This window comes from Arthrobacter crystallopoietes, assembly GCF_017603825.1.
Lineage (GTDB): Bacteria > Actinomycetota > Actinomycetes > Actinomycetales > Micrococcaceae > Crystallibacter > Crystallibacter crystallopoietes_B.
The window spans coordinates 1,050,168-1,067,353 of sequence record NZ_CP072014.1 but is presented as its reverse complement, the minus strand read 5'-3'; the positions used below and the strand labels follow the sequence as shown (position 1 = coordinate 1,067,353).

Below are 17,186 nucleotides of genomic sequence, written 5' to 3'. Positions count from 1 at the left end.
CTAGTCCTCCACAGGAGCTACAGAGCCTCCTGCTCGTGGCCGTTGATGGCGTCAGCGGCCCGGATAAGCGCCAGGTGCGAGAAGGCCTGCGGATAGTTGCCCGCCATGCGCTTGTTCACCGGGTCGTACTCTTCGGCCATCAGCCCCAACTCGTTGGCGTAGCCCACCAGCTGGTCCATCAGCTCGCGGGCGTCTTCGATCCGGCCGGACCGGGCGTACTGCTCCACCAGCCAGAAGGAACAGGCCATGAAGGGATGCTCGCCCGGCTCCAGACCATCCATGCCGGCTTCCGTCCGGTACCGCAGGATCAAGCCGGCCTCATCGACCAGCTCCTGCTCGAGGCGCGCCACAGTACCCAGCATCAGGTCGTCGTCGTACTTCACGAATCCCACCTGCGGGAGCACCAGCAGGGAGGCGTCCACCTCGGTGCTGCCGTAGGTCTGGACGAAGGAATTGATCTCCTTGTTGAAGCCGCGCTCCATGATCTCCTCACGCAGGTCATCGCGCAGGCCCTGCCAGTGCTCGGCCTCGCCGTCCAGCCCGTGGTCCCGCACGGCGCGCACCCCGCGGTCGAAGGCAGCCCACATCATCACGCGCGAGTGGGTGAAATACTTCTGCTCGCCACGCATCTCCCAGATGCCGTGGTCCTTGTTGTCAAAATGCTTCTCGATATAGTGCAGCAGCGCCTTCTGCAGGGGCCAGGAGAAGTGGTCTTCCGCGCCGCCCATGTTGCGCAGCTTCTCGAGCACCACCATGACCTCGCCGATCACGTCCGCCTGGTATTGCCCGACAGCGCCATTGCCGATCCGCACCGGCTTGGAATCCGCGTAGCCGGGGAACTGGTCCAGCTCCCGCTCCGCCAGATGGCGCTCACCGGCCAGGCCGTACATGATCTGGAGGTCCTCCGGGTCACCGGCGACGGCGCGCAGCAACCAGTTGCGCCATTCCAGCGCCTCGGTTTCGTAGCCGTGCGTCATCATGGATTCCAGCGTCAGGGCGGCATCCCGGAGCCAGACGTACCGGTAATCCCAGTTGCGTTCCCCGCCGAAATGCTCGGGCAGCGACGTCGTGGGAGCGGCCACGATGCCGCCGGTCGTCTCGTGCGTCAGCGCGCGCAGCACCAGCAGCGAGCGCTTGACCATCTCGTGGTATTCGCCCTGCGGCGGGAACCGCGAGCACCAGTCCCGCCAGTACTTCAAGGTGTCTTCCAGCGCCTTGTCCACGTCGATCATCTCCGGCACCGGGCGATGCGATTGGAACCAGCACAGTTCAAAGTCCACGGTTTCACCGGCTTTGACCTCAAACTGGCCCCGGTGCCGGCGGTCCTTGGCATGCGGCAGGTTGGACCCGTGCAGGACCACAGCATCCGGGCCGGCGATGCCGACAATGGATTCCTCGTCGGTGTCCGCATTCCTGACCCGGTTGACCCACGGCACCACGACACCGTATCCGAACCGGACCACGACTTCCTGGCTGATGATCACGGTCCCGGTGATGCCTTCTACCCGCCGGACAAGGGAAGCACGGCGGTCTCCCACCGGCATGAACTCGGTAATGGTGGCTTCGCCGGTATCCGTCTTCCAGCGGGTTCGGAGCACAAAGCTGGAGTCAAGGTAACTGCGTTCGACGACGATGGGGGCCCCGACGCGTTCCTTCCGTTCGGCTTCCGCCTGTGCGTCTGCGCCTGTTGGTTTGCCTTCCTCAGCATGGACGGATTCGTCGTGCAGGGCATGGGCGCCGCGCGGATCTTTGGCTTGCCCGCGGACCTCGCCACCGCGGCGCGCGGCCTCCGTGGAGCTGCCGCTTTCCGCAGCTGTCTGGTCCCGGCCCTTGCTTTGGCGGGAGACTACCGAAGTGGCAGATCCCCCGGCAGCGTCCTGGCCATCCGTGGCCGCGTCCCGGTCCCGGGCTTTCGCATCCGCGCCGCTGGCAGCGGCGTCGGGGGCGATCTCCTTGCCGGCGCCGCCGGTCCCCTCGACCTGCCCGGCGCCATGGCCTGCCGTTTCCCCTGCGGGTCCGGTCCCAAAGGCAACGCCGGTTTGCTCGCGGCTGCCGTCCGGCGCCAGCAGCCAGCGGCCGTGTTCCGGCGTGCCCAGCAGTGCCCCGAAGGTGGAGTCTGAATCAAAGCGGGGGAAGCACAGCCAGTCCATGCTGCCGTTCCGGGAGACCAGCGCCCCCGTGTGCAGATCCGATATGAGCGCGTAATCCTCAATTGGAGATGCCATTTCTCCACTCAACCACAGGCAGGAGCAGGTGTGCCACGATCTGGTTTAATCTGTGGCGGCTGTTCGCACAGCTTAGGAACCAGCCTCCAGCTGCTCCAGCTGTTGCCGCACCTGCACGGGCCGGTTGGTGGTGATTTCGTGGATCCCCAACTCGTGGCAAAGCCGGACGTCGTCCGGATCATTGACGGTCCAGACCCTAAAGCGCAGGCCCGCCGCGAGCCACCGTTCGATCAGCGGCCGGTGCGACCTGATGTAGTCAATGCCCGGTCCTGCCATCCCCACGGCCCGTTGTTCGATCAGCGCCTCGCCTTCGGATAATGCCCGCCGCAGCAGCGCCACCACGGCACCCACCGTCAGGGAGCCCATGAAGAGGGAACTCTTGATCTCTTCGGCCTCTATGTTGTCCAGCAGCTGGCACAGATGGTCTGTGGGGACATGGTCTTCCAGGTGCTTGATCGCGTCGGGGTGGAAGCTCATGAACGAGATCTTGAGGTTACCCAGCCTCGACGTCTCCGGATCCCACCCCTCCGCCATCAGGTACTTCAACAGTTCGTCCTCGAGGGTCTGTCCGAACGGGCTGGGATGCTTGAGCTCGATCGCCAGGTCGAGTGGACGGCCGGCCGCGCGCATGAGCTCGATCAACGCGTCCAGCGTGAGCAACTGGTCCGCCACGCCGCCGTACTCGGGCGGAATCGTCACGCCGCGCCACGACGAGAAGTCCAGCCGCAGCAGCTCTTCCAGCGTATGGTCGGCAACGTGGCCGGTTCCGGTGGACGTGCGGTCCAGATCAAAGTCGTGGAAGCAGATCAGCTTCAGGTCCGCCGTCAGGTGGATGTCGCACTCAAGCCCATCGGCGCCGTCGGCAATCGCCTGCAGGTAGGCGGCCCGGGTGTTTTCCGCGTACTGTTCGCTGGAACCGCGATGGGCGAAGATCTTGTGCTTCATGGTTTTCACCGTACGTGAATTTGCCGGCCTGAACCCGCTTTCACCACAACGGGCTGGTTAACTTAGCTTGACGGGTTCCAGAACTTTTTTGCCGCGGAGGCCAGATGACCACACAGCTGATGTACGACGACGGCCGCAGCGTTATCGGGGATGCCGAACGCGCCGCCGGGCTAACGAAAATGAAACGCCTGGCCACCGGAATGCTGGTGCTCATGGCGGTGATTTTCATCGTGGCGTTCGCCCTGCAGGAGCAATATCCCTGGCTGCAGTATGTCCGTGCCGCTGCCGAAGGGGGCATGGTGGGCGCACTCGCGGACTGGTTCGCGGTCACGGCGCTGTTCAAGCATCCGATGGGCCTGAAGATCCCGCATACGGCGATCATCCCGCGCAAGAAGGACCAGATCGGCGCCAGCCTGGGCTCCTTCGTGGAGGAGAACTTCCTCTCCGAAGAGGTGGTCAAAGCCAAGATCGCCTCGCTGGGGGTCTCGGCCAAGACCGGCGCCTGGCTGGCCCGGCCCGAAAACGCGGACCGGGTGGCCCGGGAAGGCGCCACGGCCATCCGCGCCGCCATGCTGGTCCTCAACGACGAGGATGTCCAGGACGTCATCGAGTCGATGGCGCGGCGGCATCTGCTGGATCCGGAATGGGGGCCGCCGCTGGGCAAGCTGGCCAAACGGCTGCTCGACGACGGCCACCACCTCAAACTGGTGGAATTGCTCCTGGACCGCGTAGCCGACTGGGTGCTGGACAATCAGGAAACGGTAGCCCGGCTGGTGGCGGACCGCTCCCCCACCTGGGTTCCCTCGTTTGTGGACTCGCTGATGGGCGATAAGGTCCACCTCGAGCTGTACAAGTTCATTGCGGCCGTGCAGGCGGACCCCGAGCACCAGGTCCGGCAGCAGCTGGACGTCTACCTGCAGTCGCTGGCCCAGGATCTGCAGACCGACCCGGACATGATCGCCCGGGTGGAGAACCTCAAGAAGAACGCGCTCGGCGATCCGGAGGTACGGCAGCTGGCGGTGCGGACGTGGGACACCCTCAAGCGCGCCCTGCTGGAAGCCGTCGAGGATCCGCAGAGCGAGCTCAGCCGCAAGTTCACCACGGCCGTCCGCGACTTCGGCAACCGGCTGGCCACGGACAAGGAACTCGCCGCCAAGGTGGACGGCTGGATTGAGGAGGCCGCCGGTTACCTGGTCCGGACCTACCGGTCCCAGATCGCGTCCGTCATCACCGAAACCGTGGAGCGGTGGGACGCCGAGGAAACCTCCCGCAAGATCGAACTGCAGGTCGGCAGGGACCTGCAGTTCATCCGGATCAACGGTACGGTAGTCGGCTCCCTGGCCGGCTTGGTGATCTTCGCCGTCGCGCACGCCATCTTCGGGTAGCTCCGCAACGGGCCCGGTCAGACGTCGTCCGGCTCGGCTCCGCGGTGCTGCCCGGTCTGCGGGTCCGTCTCGGCAGGCAGGTCCGGCCCGGGTGACGCCGCGAGATCCTCGGGTCGAGGCGGCTGGGAGGACTCAGGACCGGCATGCGTTGTGGACAGCGGCCTAGCACCCGCCGCCGTGCCTTCAGCAGCACCGCCGGATGCGCCTGCAGCGCCCGCGCCAAGCTCCTTGCGCCTGCCGGGAATCAGGTTCTTGCGCGGCATCAGGTGCTTGCGCTGGGCCAGCTCCTCCACCAGGGGCATCGGCAGGGTCAGCGGCGGCTCGCCGAAGGCCACACGGGTGGATTCGATCACGCGGCGGCCCATCATGTGGTTGCCGGCGCCGCCGACCACGGCCCCGATACCGAACGGAACAGCGCGGCCGAGCAGGGCCGTGCCCTGCTTGGCCAGGAACTTCTTCAGGAAGCGCCGCCGCATGCTGTCCATGATGGTGCCCATCATGCCCGCAGGCATGCTGGTCCCGATGACGTTGCCCCACGCCTGGCCCGGCTTGTTCCGACCGTTGGTCTGGCCTGCAAGTTCGCGGATCAGGGCGCTGCCTTCCTCGCCCATCAGGATGGCCATGACCATGGTCCGGGACCGTTCCGGGTTGTCGGTGTGGATCCCGTGCAGCTCGGCGATGGACTGTGCATAGAGCGCGGTCGCCTCCAGGAAGCCTACGGTCGCAGCGGCGGAAAGTCCCAGGGCGGCGATGGTGCCCACGCCCGGGATCAATGCGGATCCACCTACGGCCGCACCGCCGCCGGTAATGGCGGAAAGGTAGTACTTCTCCAGCTTCGCGGACAGCTCGGCGGGCGAGGCTTCCGGGTACTTGCTCCGCAGCCGGTTCAGGTTGGCCAGTACCAGCGGGCGCTGGACGTCCAGGGCCTTCATGATTCCGTTCGCGACAGCCGGTTTGGGGTTGCCCTTCTCGTCGAAAGCCGCACCGGCAGCCATCTTGACCGCCGGGTTGAATTTCCTGTTCTTCGCCACGAAGTTCTCCTTGAGGTAGCGGACATGGCCATTCGCCTTAACACTAGATCACCGGCTCCGCAGCACGCCGGGAACCGGCAATTTTCCCCCGCACGGGATCAAGATCAGTATGCTGAGGAAAGTACCGCACCATTCCTCTATCGACGCCCGCGGCCATCGGCAAGCGGGCGACAGGAGCAAGGAGTAGTTGGTTATGAGAATCGGATCTTCGATTGCCCTGATCGCCATCGGCGCCATCCTCGCGTTCGCGGTGGCCGACGTCGTCGACTTTATCGACCTGACGCTGGTCGGCTGGATCTTGATGGGCGTGGGTGTGCTGGGCCTGATCATCTCGGTGGTGATGGCCGGCACCAGCAGGCGGCGCGTGACCGAGAGCCGGCAGCTGCACGACCCGCACACCGGGGAGACCATCCGCCGCGACGACACCCGGGACAACGGCCTCTAGCCCAGGTAGGTCTTCAGGAAAATTCCGACATCGCGGATCTCGTCGTGCCCGATGTTGTGCCCCATCCCGGGATAGGTGCGCGCCGTGAGCCGGGTGTGGGCCTCCAGCCAGTCCGCCGCGTAGTCCACCGCATCCTGGTGGATCACCACATCGGCGGCGTCCCGCCCCCAGAAGAACGGCAGCGTGCCGTCCAGCTCATCCGTCAGGGTCAGCAGTTCGTTCTCCAGCACAAATCCTGAAAGCCCGACGGCGGCACGAAATGCCGTGGGCCGCAGCCGGATCAGCGTGGTCGCCATGGCCATGCCCTGGGAGAAGCCCAGCAGACTGGTACCGCTGAACTTGCCGGACGCGAGCACCGGATCCAGCCAGGCGAAGACCTTGTTGGCCGAGCTGACGACGTCGGCAAAGTCCGAGGCGAGGAACGCATCCAGCAGGAACCAGCCGTAGTTGGCCCCGACGTCGAAGTGGCCGCGCAGCGCCACCCCGGTCACATTCGCCGGCAGCGCCTCGAAGAGCGGCAGCACCCGCTCCTCGGAGGAGCCGTAGCCGTGGATCATGACCAGCAGCTCGGTGCCGGCGCGCTCGTCCTCGGGGCGGGACCATACCGCAGTCGTCATGGTCTACTTCTACCACCCGCCCGCTCAGCGCGGCTTCTTGCTGCCCAGCGCGACCAATGAGAGCACAATCCCCACTCCGCTGATACCGGTGGCGATGAACGACGCCGCCGGATGCCCGCCGGTGAGAACGGCCGCGGCGAGGGACAGCGGCAGCCACAGCACCGCCCAGCCAAGCACGCCGAACAGCGGCGCATAGCGTTCCCCGCGGGCCGTCCAGCGGTAGGCGAAGACGCCGAAGACCAGGGACAGCACACCGCCGCCAAGCATCACAACGGCACCAAACCCGCCCAGCCCCGGATTGCCAGAGGACCCCACCAACAGCGCGGTCAGGGCGTCAACCCCGATTACGACCACGGCCAGGCCTGCCGCCAGGAGCAACACGTTGCCGGCCTGGAGGAGCATCAACCTGCGGACATCTGCCCTCATGGCACCCACTGTATAAGAGCTGCCCCAAGGCTCCCGGAAACTCCCGGAGGCCCGTTTTTCTGTTTTTATGTTGGTTTTCGTTGACAAGCGGAAATAAACACAGATAAAGTCATCAAAACAAAGATCCACGTGATACCAGTCACTCCCCCTCCCGGTTCGACTTCTCGAAGGAGAAAACATGTTTGCCGCCGAACGCCACCGCAAGATCGGTGAGCTCGTGGCCGCCAAAAACCGGGCCACCGTGGGTGAACTGGCGGACCGCTTCGACATCACCAAGGAAACCGTCCGCCGCGATCTTGCCACCCTCGAACAGCAGGGTGTGCTTCGCCGGGTGCACGGCGGCGCCGTCGCGGCCGGCCGGGCCAGCACCAGTGAACAGAGCCTGGGCAGCCGCCAGCTCCAGCGGCACGAGGAGAAGCAGCGGATTGCCCGCAAAGCCCTGGAACTCATTCCCTCCGGCCCGGCCTCGCTGGTGATCGACGCCGGCACCACCACGGAGCAGTTGGCCGACCTGCTGGCCGCCGAGTCCAACGGCCAGCACGAAGACCTGCTGGTCATCACGCACGCGGTCCCCATCGCCTTCCGGATCTCCACCGGCTCGAAGCTCCAGCTGGAAATGATCGGCGGGCGGGTCCGCGGCCTGACCAGCGCGGGCATCGGCGCGCGCACGCTTGAACAGTTCGCCGCCCTGCGCCCGGACATCGCGTTCATCGGAGCAAACGGCATCGACGCCGGCTTCGGCCTGAGCACGCCGGATGCGCTGGAAGCGGCCGTGAAAACGGCAATAGTCCGCTGTGCCCGCCGCGTGGTCGCGCTGGTGGATTCGTCCAAACTCGAGGAGGAAACCTTGGTCCGCTTCGCCGGTCTTGAAGAGATCGACACCCTGATTACCGACGCCGCACCCCCGGCCGCACTGGCCGAAGCGCTCGAGGCCGCGGATGTCGAGGTGGTAGTGGCATGATCATCACCCTCACGGCCAACCCCAGCCTCGACCGCACGGTTGAACTGCCCGGCTCCCTCATCCGCGGCGGCGTGCAGCGCGCGGTGGCCGCCTCCCAGCAGGCGGCCGGCAAGGGCGTCAATGTGTCCCGCGCCCTGGCCGCTTCCGGCGTCGCCAATCTGGCCATTCTCCCCGGCGACCCCGAGGATCCCGTCATCACCGGGCTGCGGCAGGACGGCCTGGCGTACGTGGGGCTGCCCATCGGCCAGGCCCTGCGCAGCAACATCACGCTGACCGAACCGGACGGCACCACCACCAAGATCAACGAACCCGGCCCGCACCTGGACAGCAGCCGGCAGGAAGCACTCGCCGCGGCCGTACTGGCAAAGTGCGACGGCGCCGCCTGGCTGGTGCTCGCCGGTTCCCTGCCGCCGGGCGTGCCCGCCGATTTCTACGCCCGGCTCACCGTCCGCGTCCGCGAAGAGCTCGGCTCGGCCGCACCACGGATCGCCGTGGATTCATCCGGCGAACCGCTGCGCCAGGCCTTCGCCGCCGGTCCGGCCGCCGTACCGGATCTGCTCAAGCCCAACGCGGAGGAGCTGGCCGAACTTGCCGGCGTCCACAGCGAGGCCGCGTTGGAAGCAGACCCGGCACTCACCGCACAGACCGCCGCGCTCCTGCTGGATAAGGGTGCCGAGGCGGTGCTGGCCACGCTGGGTTCCAAGGGCGCCGTCCTCGTCACCCGGGAGGGTTCCTGGTATGCCACGCATCCGCCCGTCAGCGCGCGCAGCACCGTGGGCGCCGGGGATTCCTCCCTGGCCGGCTACCTGCTGGCGCACAGTTCCGGCGCGGCCGCCGCGGATTGCCTCCGCCAGGCCGTGGCACACGGTGCCGCCGCGGCAGCATTGCCCGGCACCACCCTGCCCGCCTTGTCGCAGACGACGCCGGACGCCGTCGTCGTCAGTTCGCTTTCCGTTCCCGCACCCTGACTTCAATCTTTCCCGCAATCCCAACTTCCCGTTCCACGCCCAGAAGGAAGACGCCATGTCCCACCTCATCACCGAAGAACTTGTCACCCTGGATAAGAACCTCGGCACCACCAGCCAGGATGTGATCCGGCAATTGACCGACGTGGTGCTCGCCACCGGCCGCGCCAGCGAATTCGACGGCCTCTACGCGGACGCCGTCGCCCGCGAACAGAAGACCGCCACCGGCGTGCCCGGCGGCATCGCCATCCCGCACTGCCGCTCCTCCGCGGTGCTCGAACCCACGCTCGCGATGGCGCGGCTGGCTCCCGCCGTGGACTTCGGCGCCAAGGATGGCCCGGCCGACCTGGTCTTCTTCATCGCCGCGCCGGAGGGAGCCGACAAGGAGCACCTGAAGCTGCTCTCCAAGCTCGCCCGTTCCCTGATCAAAAAGGACTTCACCGCCAGCCTCCGGGCCGCCGAGTCGCCCGCGGATATCGTGGCGCTGGTCAACGGCGCGCTCTTCCCGGACGAAAGCGCCCCTGCCGCCGCGGGTGCCCCGGCCGGGGCAGGCACTGCTCCTGCCACCGCTCCGGATTCCAGTGCCGGGGCCGCTTCAGGCGCCGGTGCATCCGGTACCGCCGCCGGCACCGCCACCGTGACCGAGCAGCACGGCAGGCACGCCGCTGCTGCCGCAGCCGATCCCAACCGACCCAAGTCCCTGGTTGCCGTAACGGCCTGCCCCACCGGCATCGCCCACACCTACATGGCGGCCGATTCCCTGGTGGCCGCGGGCAAGGAAGCCGGCATCGAGGTGCAGGTCGAGACCCAGGGCTCGGCCGGCGCGACCCCGCTGGATCCTGCCATCATCGACAGGGCCGACGCCGTGATCTTCGCCGTCGACGTCGATGTGCGCGAGAAGGAGCGCTTCGCCGGCAAGCCGGTCATCCAGTCCCCCGTCAAGCGGGCCATCGACGAGCCGGACGTGATGCTGCGCGAAGCGCTTGCCGCCGCGGATGATCCGAACGCCCGGCGCGTCAGCGGCACGGCCGACGTAGCCTCGCACCAGACCGGCCAGGCTGGCGAAAGCATCGGCGCCAAGCTCAAGCGCGCCCTGCTGACCGGCGTCAGCTACATGATCCCGTTTGTCGCCGGCGGCGGCCTGCTGATCGCGCTGGGCTTCCTGCTTGGCGGCTACGCGATCACCGATATCGCGGACACCGTGGTGCTGGAGAACAACTTCGGCAACCTGCCCGACGGCGGGCTGCTCACCTACCTGGGCGCCGTCGCCTTCAAGATCGGCGCGCTGTCAATGGGCTTCCTGGTCCCCGCATTGGCCGGCTACATTGCCTACGCTATCGCGGACCGGCCCGGTATCGCCCCGGGCTTCACCGCCGGTGCGGTTGCCGGTTTCATGGGCGCTGGCTTCCTGGGCGGCCTGGTCGGCGGCCTGCTCGCCGGCTGGATTGCGCACCTTATCGGACAATGGTCCGTTCCGCGCTGGCTGCGCGGCCTGATGCCCGTGGTGATCATCCCGCTGCTGGCCTCCATCGTGGCCTCGGGCCTGATGTTCCTGGTACTCGGCGGACCGATCGCCGGCCTGACCACTGCACTGAACGGCTGGCTCTCCGGCCTCACCGGTGTTTCCGCCGCCGCCCTGGGCATCATCCTGGGCCTGATGATGTGCTTCGACCTCGGCGGACCGGTCAACAAGGTTGCCTACGCCTTCGCCGTCGCCGGCCTCGGTGCAGGCAGCGCCGACAACCAGGCCCCGTGGATGATCATGGCCACCGTGATGGCGGCCGGCATGGTGCCGCCGCTGGCGATGGCCCTGGCCACGGTGCTGGACCGCAAGCGCTTCTCGCTGGCCGAACGTGAAAACGGCAAGGCAGCCTGGCTGCTGGGCGCGGCCTTCATCTCCGAAGGCGCCATTCCGTTCGCCGCGGCCGATCCGCTGCGCGTCATCCCCGCCAGCATGCTCGGCGGAGCGGTGACCGGAGCCCTGACCATGGCAACCGGTGTGACGTCACAGGCGCCGCACGGAGGCATCTTCGTCTTCTTTGCGATGGGCAATGTGGTTATGTTTGTGGTAGCCGTGGTGGTGGGAGCTATCGTCTCGGCCCTGGCCGTCCTGGCCCTGAAACGCTACGCAACGAAGAAGACCGCTTCGGCAGAAACTGTCGCGGCCTAGGCCGCGACAGCCTACGCTGACAGACAAGCCATCGAGTAGTTGAGCAAGGGGTACGCAATGACCAGCATTACCGGAGTAGGCGTCAGCCCGGGCCGCGTGATCGGGCCGGTACTGCAGATGCCGCCGGCCGTGGCCGAGCCGGCACCCGGTGCAGGGCTGCCGGACGGCGCCACCGCCGAAGAAGAGGCCAACCGGCTGCGCGCTGCGGCGAAGACGGTCCAGGCTGCACTGAAAGACCGCGCCGCCGTGGCACGCAAGGAGGCGGCCGAGGTCCTCCAGGCCACCGCCCTGATGGCCGCGGATCCGATGCTGCTCAAGTCCGCAGTCAAGCTGCTGGAGGCCGGCCGCGGCACCGAACGCGCCATCTGGGAAGCCGCGGAACAGGTCGCCGAACAGCTCAAGTCCCTCGGCGGCTACATGGCCGAACGCGCCACCGACGTGCTCGATGTCCGCGCCCGGATCGTGGCCGAGCTGCGTGGCGAACCGGCGCCGGGCATCCCCGCCTCGGACGTCCCGTTCGTGCTGGCGGCCGAGGACCTGGCCCCGGCGGACACCGCGACGCTGGACCCGGCGATGGTGCTGGCGCTGGTCACCTCCGGCGGCGGACCGCAGTCCCACACCGCCATCATCGCCCGCTCGCTGGGGCTGCCAGCCGTCGTCGCCGCCACCGGTGCCACCGAACTGGCACCGGGAACGGAAGTCTTCGTGGACGGCGCCACGGGCATCGTCACCCCGTCCCCCGGCGAGGCGGAGCGCGGCCTCGCCACGGCCTATGCCTCCCGCGAACCGCTGCAGCCCTTTGACGGCACGGGTACGACGGCGGATGGCCACCTGGTCCCGCTGCTCTCCAACGTGGGCGGCGGCGCCGATGCCCTGGCGGCAGCCGCGTTAGGTGCCGAGGGCGTGGGCCTGCTGCGCACCGAATTCTGCTTCCTTAACCGCGATTCCGAACCGACCATCGACGAACAGGTCGCCGCGTACAAGGCCGTCTTCGATGCCTTCCCGGCCAAGAAGGTGGTGGTCCGGACGCTGGATGCCGGCGCCGACAAACCGCTGCCGTTCCTGACCGACAGCACCGAACCCAATCCTGCGCTGGGCGTCCGCGGCTACCGGACGGACCTGGCCACCCCCGGGGTGCTGGAGCGCCAGCTGCAGGCCATTGCCACGGCGGCCGGCCAGAGCGAGGCCGAGGTCTGGGTGATGGCGCCGATGATCGCCACCGCCGAGGAAGCCGGCCGGTTCGCCGGGCTCTGCCACGTCGCCGGGCTCAAGACACCGGGCGTCATGGTGGAGGTTCCCTCCGCCGCGGTGACCGCCGGCTCGGTCCTCAAGCGCGTGGACTTCGCCTCCATCGGCACCAACGACCTGACCCAGTACACGATGGCGGCGGACCGGCAGCTCGGCCCGCTGGCGGCGCTGAACGACCCCTGGCAACCGGCCGTCCTGCACCTGGTCAAGGCCACGGTGGACGGCGCGGCGAGCCTGCAGGAATCGCCCAAGCCGGTGGGAGTCTGCGGCGAGGCGGCCGCGGATCCGGCCCTCGCCGTCGTCCTTGTTGGTCTGGGCATCAACTCGCTGTCCATGAGCGCCCGCTCGCTGGCCGCCGTTGCCGCGGTGCTCAGGTCCGTTCCGCTGGAGCGCGCCCGGCAGCTGGCCGCGCTGGCGCTGGACGCCGATACCGCTGCCGAAGCCCGCGCCGCCGTGCGCGCCGAACTGCCCCTGCTCGAAACTCTCGGACTCTAAGCACGTCCCGTCACAAAGGAGAAACCATGCCCGAACGTATCGCAACCGTAGCCAGCCGCGTTGGCCTGCACGCCCGCCCGGCAGCCATTTTCGCCGAGGCCGCCGGCGACCAGCCGGTGGAAGTGACCATCGCGATGGAAGGCGCCCCCGCCGACGAGGCCATGGACGCCTCCAGCATCCTGTCCCTGATGAGCCTGGGCGCCGAGCACGGCTCCAAGGTAGTGCTGCGGGCCGAGGGCGACGGCGCCGATGCGGCCCTCGAGGCCCTGGTGCAGGTGCTCGAAACGGACCACGACGCCGAATAACATCTGCCGCTGGCAGCGTCGCCGGGGCCGGCATTCCGGCTCCGGCAACGGCGCAGGCTCCGGTCCAATCCTGCGGCTGAATCGGAGCCTGCGCCGTGGGTTGGGGGTTGTCAGTGGTAGGACCCGCTGCTACCAGCGGACCTTCTTTTCTGCCGGCCCGCGCCTGTTGCTCGCATGCGTGGGCTTGTGGCTGTTGCCGATGCTGTGCCAGCCGGGCAGATCCCCCGGGCTCTTGGCACCCTTGGCGTCGGCGAGCCGCTTCTGCTGCTCTTTGCTCAGTTTCTCTGCGGCAGCGGGGGCAAGATGGACGTTGAGTTCGGCCTTGGCCGCGTCAGGGTTGTTGTCGATGGTGGTCATGGTTCCTCCGTTTTTTACGATGTACGCCTGAGAGGGTGCGCCAGAAGCCGGAACAGAGCCCGGCAAAAACGGGTCTTTTCATCAAAAGGTACGGGAAAAGAACTCGGAGGCACAGCCTCAACAAGCAGGATTTTCTTTAGGGCAGCTTTGGAGCCGGCCGGTACAGCGGAGACCGTCTCTACTCGAAAATCAGTGTTCCCATGCGTGCAAGCCTAACAGCGCAGCCGAAGTTCGGGTAGATTCTTCTGCAAGAGATTTGGGGGGCGCCATGACGCAGTTCGATGACCGGTACGACCCGATCTACCAGCGCGGGCACCGGATACCGGCCGAGGGCAGGCCGCAGGACCTTTCCGCGGACCCCGCGGGCCGGACAGCGCGTTACGCCGGCACCCCCGGCAAGGCGGGTAGCGCCGGCGCTGACGTCGGTTTCGCTGCAGCTCCGGCAGCCCCTTCCACTTCCTCCGACCTGACCGGCGCGGCGGGCATCTCCGAAGTCGTTCCGCCCGAGCTGGCCGGACGCGAAGAAGGGCACGATGCTGCTCCGCCCACACGGTCGAAGTTCAATCCGTTCCTGCTGGCCCTCTGGCTGCTTGGAACAGGCGCCACCGCGTTGGGCGTCTGGGCCGCCGTGGGTCCAATGGCGTTCATGAACGATCCGTTCGGCGCCAGCTCGGGCTTCGGCTCGCCGGAGTGGATGTACCTCCTCGGCGTCCTCTCGCCTGGCCTCGTTGCCGGCGGCCTGATGGCTCTCGCCACCGCACTGGCCCTCCACAGCCTGGCCTGGCAGCGCCGCAAAGGTTAGGACACCCGCCTGGCCGCCCGGTTCACGCTGGACCTTTCGGAAGCTTCAGATCCACCCAGACTAACCGGTGGTCGCTGGTCGGAAACGGAAATTCGCCGGTCAAATCAGACCCAGGCTCCCCCGGCTCGGGCCAGAAGACCCCGGCTCCGCTGACGATAAGGTTTCTGGACGGCAGCACGTAGTCGACGCGCAGGTTCCCGGGCGCCGGATGGTCCTGGAAGTCGGCCGTGTCCAGCCGTGGATCACCCAGATGGCTGATGTTGCTGGCTCCCTGGCTTCTGGCTGCCTCCACCGCTCCCCTTGAAGCGGGCTCCGGATCCTGGACCCGAGGATGCTTCAGCAACTGGTCGATGGACCCCGGCCAGGAGCCGCCGTCCCTCGGGTCCGAGTTCTGGTCGCCCAGGATGACGAACCGCTCCCCGGGCTTCAAGCCACCGCGCTGCCCGGCATCGTCGTAAATATAGTCGGCCTGCTTGCCCCCGGAGATGTAGTCCGCCCAGAAGCGTATCTCGTCATTGTTCCGCCGCCCGTTGCGGTCCTCGTCCCCGTCGAAGGACGGCGGCGTCGGATGGCTCGTGAGCACGTGGACCGTCTTGCCGCCCATCCGCACCGGCACATCCCAGTGGGACTTGCTGGAAAGCCGCAGCGCGTCCTGCGCCGCGACGGAGTAGTAGTCCGCGGGCATCAGGCTGCCCGGCATATCCCGCCAGCGGAAGGTCCGGAAGGTGCGGATGCCCGGCGTCTCGATCGGGAATTTGGACAGCACCACCATGCCGTATTGACCCTCGAATTCGCCGAAGCCGAACGCATCATCGGCGGTTCCCAGTTCGCCGTCGTTATTCAGATCCAGTCCCGAGTCAACGCCCGTGTTCGATGCGGCGGTGTAGGCGTAGGGGTAGCTCACGGGATCCTGGCCGTGATGGCTGACCTCCAGATAGTTCTTCCGGAACAGGTCAACGGCAGAATGGTCCTGGTCGTAGTCGAACTCGTTGAGCAGCAGGATGTCCGGGTTGTTCCGCTGGACCACCTCGGCAATGTTCCGCGCCTGCGCATTGCCCTGCGTGGTCAGATCCGCCACCAGTTGGCCTTCGGCCGCGCGGTTGAGGCTGGCGTTGTAGGTGGCGATCCTGACGGTGTCCTGCGGCATGTTCCCAGTATGCGGTTCGCCTGCCCGAAGAACGGCAGGCGAACCTTTGTGTCATGTGTGGGTCTTGTGGCGACCGTGGCGCGGGCTTTCCGGGTTCATCAGCGAGTGCCGGCGGCCGTAGAAAAAGTAGATGATCAGACCGATCACCAGCCAGACGCCGAACCTCACCCACGTCTCCCAGTGCAGTTGCAGCATCAGGAATCCGGAGGAAAGCACACCGAACGCGGGCACCACCGGCATCCACGGCAGCTTGAACGTGCGGTGCACGTCGGGCCGCGTACGGCGCAGCACGATCACGGCCACGCAGACCACCACGAACGCGGCGAGAATGCCGATGTTGGTCAGGTCCGCCACCGCCCGGATGGGGAACACGCCGGCCAGCAGGGCGGACGCGATGCCGGCGATCCAGGTGACCCGCTGCGGTGTGCCGTGCCGGTCCGTTGCCGCAAACCAGGTGGGCAGCAAACCATCGCGGCTCATGGAGAACCACACGCGGGTGACTCCGAGCAGGAACGTCAACATGACGGTCAGGATGGAGATGACCGCGAAGGCCGAGATGATGGTTGCGATCACCGGCAGGCCGACATTCTGGAAGGCGGATGCGAAACCGGCGGTGGGACTGATGTCGGTGTAGTTCTGCATGCCCGTCAGCACCAGTGTCGCCAGCACGTAGAGTGTCATGGCGATCGCCAGCGAGTACAGGATGGCTTTGGGCATGTGCTTCTTGCCGTCCGTGGCTTCTTCCGCGGCCGTGCTCATGGCGTCGTAACCGAAGACCGCGAAGAACACCGTGGCCGCGCCGGCGAACACCGCACCGAAGCCAGAGGGCATGAACGGCGTGTAGTTATCCACGTCGACGAAGAAGAAACCCAGGCCGATGATGAACAGGATCAGCAGGACCTTGAGTCCCACTGCAACCAGTTCGAACCGGCCGAAAGTCTTGGTACCCCGGCTCAGGATCCAGGTGATGAACAGGCAGACCACGATAGCCGGCAGATTGACCACGCCGCCCTCGATAGTGTCCGCTGTGCCCTGCATCCAGATCGGCACGTCCACGCCGATTCCGGACATGAACTCGGCGAAGTAGCCGGAGATGCCGATGGCCACCACCGCCACGATGGCCGTGTATTCCAGCAGCAGGTCCCAGCCGATAAACCAGCCGATGATTTCGCCCAAGGCAACGTAGCCGTAGGTGTAGGCGGAGCCGGCGCGCGGGATCATGCCGGCGAACTCGGCGTAGGACAGGGCCGCGGCGGCGCTGGCGAGGCCGGCGATCAGGAACGCGATCATGACGGCAGGGCCGACCGGGTCGGCGTCGGCGCCGCCGTTGGCCACCAGTCCGGCCAGCGTGAAAATTCCAATACCGATGATGCCGCCGACGCCAATTGCCGTCAGCTGCCACAGTCCCAGGCTCTTGAAGAGTCCGCTGTCGGTGTACTCGTCGTCAACCAGATCGATCGGCTTGCGCCTCAGGACCGACCGGCTGGTGTCTGGGTTGCTCATGGCCTACCTCGGGGTCGCGGGCGGATGATGCCCGGGGCTTCCCCCGTGTGCCCACAGGCAACACTGATGTGAACTGATATTAGTCCTCAGTTGGCCAGCGGACTAGGTTTCCACCCGATCCGATCCATTCAGCTGCCGAAATACCAGGGCCGCCGGCAT

The 17,186-nt window shown here is 66.9% G+C and carries 16 protein-coding genes; 8 read left to right on the top strand and 8 right to left on the bottom strand.

The window, feature by feature from the left end; genetic code table 11:
• Positions 1 to 17 precede the first annotated feature (17 nt).
• Together J5251_RS04955 and J5251_RS04950 are read right to left on the bottom strand one after the other, a co-directional pair.
• Positions 18 to 2,243 carry a glycoside hydrolase family 15 protein gene (locus J5251_RS04955; RefSeq protein WP_279633621.1) on the bottom strand — a complete coding sequence of 742 codons (2,226 nt, stop codon included), beginning with the start codon at positions 2,241 to 2,243 and terminating at the stop codon, positions 18 to 20.
• Between the two features lie 54 nt (positions 2,244 to 2,297).
• The gene (locus J5251_RS04950) at positions 2,298 to 3,170 is read right to left on the bottom strand and encodes a glycerophosphodiester phosphodiesterase (protein WP_139003898.1); all 873 of its coding nucleotides are present in this window, start codon (positions 3,168 to 3,170) and stop codon (positions 2,298 to 2,300) included.
• Between the two features lie 104 nt (positions 3,171 to 3,274).
• On the opposite strand from J5251_RS04950, the gene J5251_RS04945 reads away from it, so the two are divergent.
• The gene (locus J5251_RS04945) at positions 3,275 to 4,555 is read left to right on the top strand and encodes a DUF445 domain-containing protein (protein WP_208575378.1); all 1,281 of its coding nucleotides are present in this window, start codon (positions 3,275 to 3,277) and stop codon (positions 4,553 to 4,555) included.
• Between the two features lie 17 nt (positions 4,556 to 4,572).
• Here the strand turns inward: J5251_RS04945 and J5251_RS04940 are convergent, their stop codons facing one another.
• On the bottom strand, positions 4,573 to 5,586 hold the full coding sequence (locus J5251_RS04940) for a hypothetical protein (protein ID WP_244250791.1): 1,014 nt from the start codon (positions 5,584 to 5,586) through the stop codon (positions 4,573 to 4,575).
• 193 nt (positions 5,587 to 5,779) lie between these two features.
• Here J5251_RS04940 and J5251_RS04935 point away from each other — a divergent pair, with 193 nt between their 5' ends.
• Positions 5,780 to 6,031, top strand: coding sequence for a DUF6458 family protein (locus tag J5251_RS04935; protein WP_208575377.1), 252 nt, complete (start codon positions 5,780 to 5,782; stop codon positions 6,029 to 6,031).
• On the opposite strand, the gene J5251_RS04930 is transcribed toward J5251_RS04935, so the two are convergent.
• Together J5251_RS04930 and J5251_RS04925 are read right to left on the bottom strand one after the other, a co-directional pair.
• Positions 6,028 to 6,648, bottom strand: a complete 621-nt coding sequence (locus J5251_RS04930) for an alpha/beta hydrolase (protein ID WP_208575376.1) — start codon at positions 6,646 to 6,648, stop codon at positions 6,028 to 6,030. The genes J5251_RS04935 and J5251_RS04930 overlap by 4 nt on opposite strands.
• A gap of 24 nt (positions 6,649 to 6,672) precedes the next feature.
• The gene (locus J5251_RS04925) at positions 6,673 to 7,074 is read right to left on the bottom strand and encodes a hypothetical protein (protein WP_139003894.1); all 402 of its coding nucleotides are present in this window, start codon (positions 7,072 to 7,074) and stop codon (positions 6,673 to 6,675) included.
• Positions 7,075 to 7,252: 178 nt separating this feature from the next.
• Between J5251_RS04925 and J5251_RS04920 the strand changes: the two genes are divergently transcribed.
• From J5251_RS04920 to J5251_RS04900, 5 genes are read left to right on the top strand one after another with little or no spacing between them, the layout of a single operon-like run.
• Positions 7,253 to 8,035 (top strand): DeoR/GlpR family DNA-binding transcription regulator, encoded by a 783-nt coding sequence (locus tag J5251_RS04920; RefSeq protein ID WP_139003893.1) that lies wholly within the window; start codon positions 7,253 to 7,255, stop codon positions 8,033 to 8,035.
• A complete protein-coding gene (locus J5251_RS04915; protein WP_208575375.1) occupies positions 8,032 to 9,003 on the top strand; it encodes a 1-phosphofructokinase family hexose kinase in 972 nt (323 codons plus the stop codon). The genes J5251_RS04920 and J5251_RS04915 overlap by 4 nt, the downstream gene beginning before the upstream one ends.
• A 55-nt stretch (positions 9,004 to 9,058) precedes the next feature.
• Positions 9,059 to 11,170 (top strand): PTS fructose transporter subunit IIABC, encoded by a 2,112-nt coding sequence (locus J5251_RS04910; protein ID WP_208575374.1) that lies wholly within the window; start codon positions 9,059 to 9,061, stop codon positions 11,168 to 11,170.
• Between the two features lie 57 nt (positions 11,171 to 11,227).
• Entirely contained in the window at positions 11,228 to 12,913 is a 1,686-nt protein-coding gene (gene ptsP, locus J5251_RS04905; protein WP_208575373.1) for a phosphoenolpyruvate--protein phosphotransferase, read from the top strand.
• A gap of 26 nt (positions 12,914 to 12,939) precedes the next feature.
• Positions 12,940 to 13,218 (top strand): HPr family phosphocarrier protein, encoded by a 279-nt coding sequence (locus tag J5251_RS04900; protein WP_139003889.1) that lies wholly within the window; start codon positions 12,940 to 12,942, stop codon positions 13,216 to 13,218.
• 129 nt (positions 13,219 to 13,347) lie between these two features.
• Here the strand turns inward: J5251_RS04900 and J5251_RS04895 are convergent, their stop codons facing one another.
• Complete coding sequence (locus tag J5251_RS04895; RefSeq protein WP_139003888.1) at positions 13,348 to 13,575, bottom strand: hypothetical protein; 228 nt, start codon at positions 13,573 to 13,575, stop codon at positions 13,348 to 13,350.
• Positions 13,576 to 13,843: 268 nt separating this feature from the next.
• Here J5251_RS04895 and J5251_RS04890 point away from each other — a divergent pair, with 268 nt between their 5' ends.
• Positions 13,844 to 14,377, top strand: a complete 534-nt coding sequence (locus J5251_RS04890; protein WP_208575372.1) for a hypothetical protein — start codon at positions 13,844 to 13,846, stop codon at positions 14,375 to 14,377.
• Positions 14,378 to 14,399: 22 nt separating this feature from the next.
• On the opposite strand, the gene J5251_RS04885 is transcribed toward J5251_RS04890, so the two are convergent.
• Positions 14,400 to 15,524 carry an endonuclease/exonuclease/phosphatase family protein gene (locus tag J5251_RS04885; RefSeq protein ID WP_208575371.1) on the bottom strand — a complete coding sequence of 375 codons (1,125 nt, stop codon included), beginning with the start codon at positions 15,522 to 15,524 and terminating at the stop codon, positions 14,400 to 14,402.
• Between the two features lie 51 nt (positions 15,525 to 15,575).
• Entirely contained in the window at positions 15,576 to 17,027 is a 1,452-nt protein-coding gene (locus tag J5251_RS04880) for an amino acid permease (RefSeq protein WP_139003885.1), read from the bottom strand.
• Positions 17,028 to 17,186 lie beyond the last annotated feature (159 nt).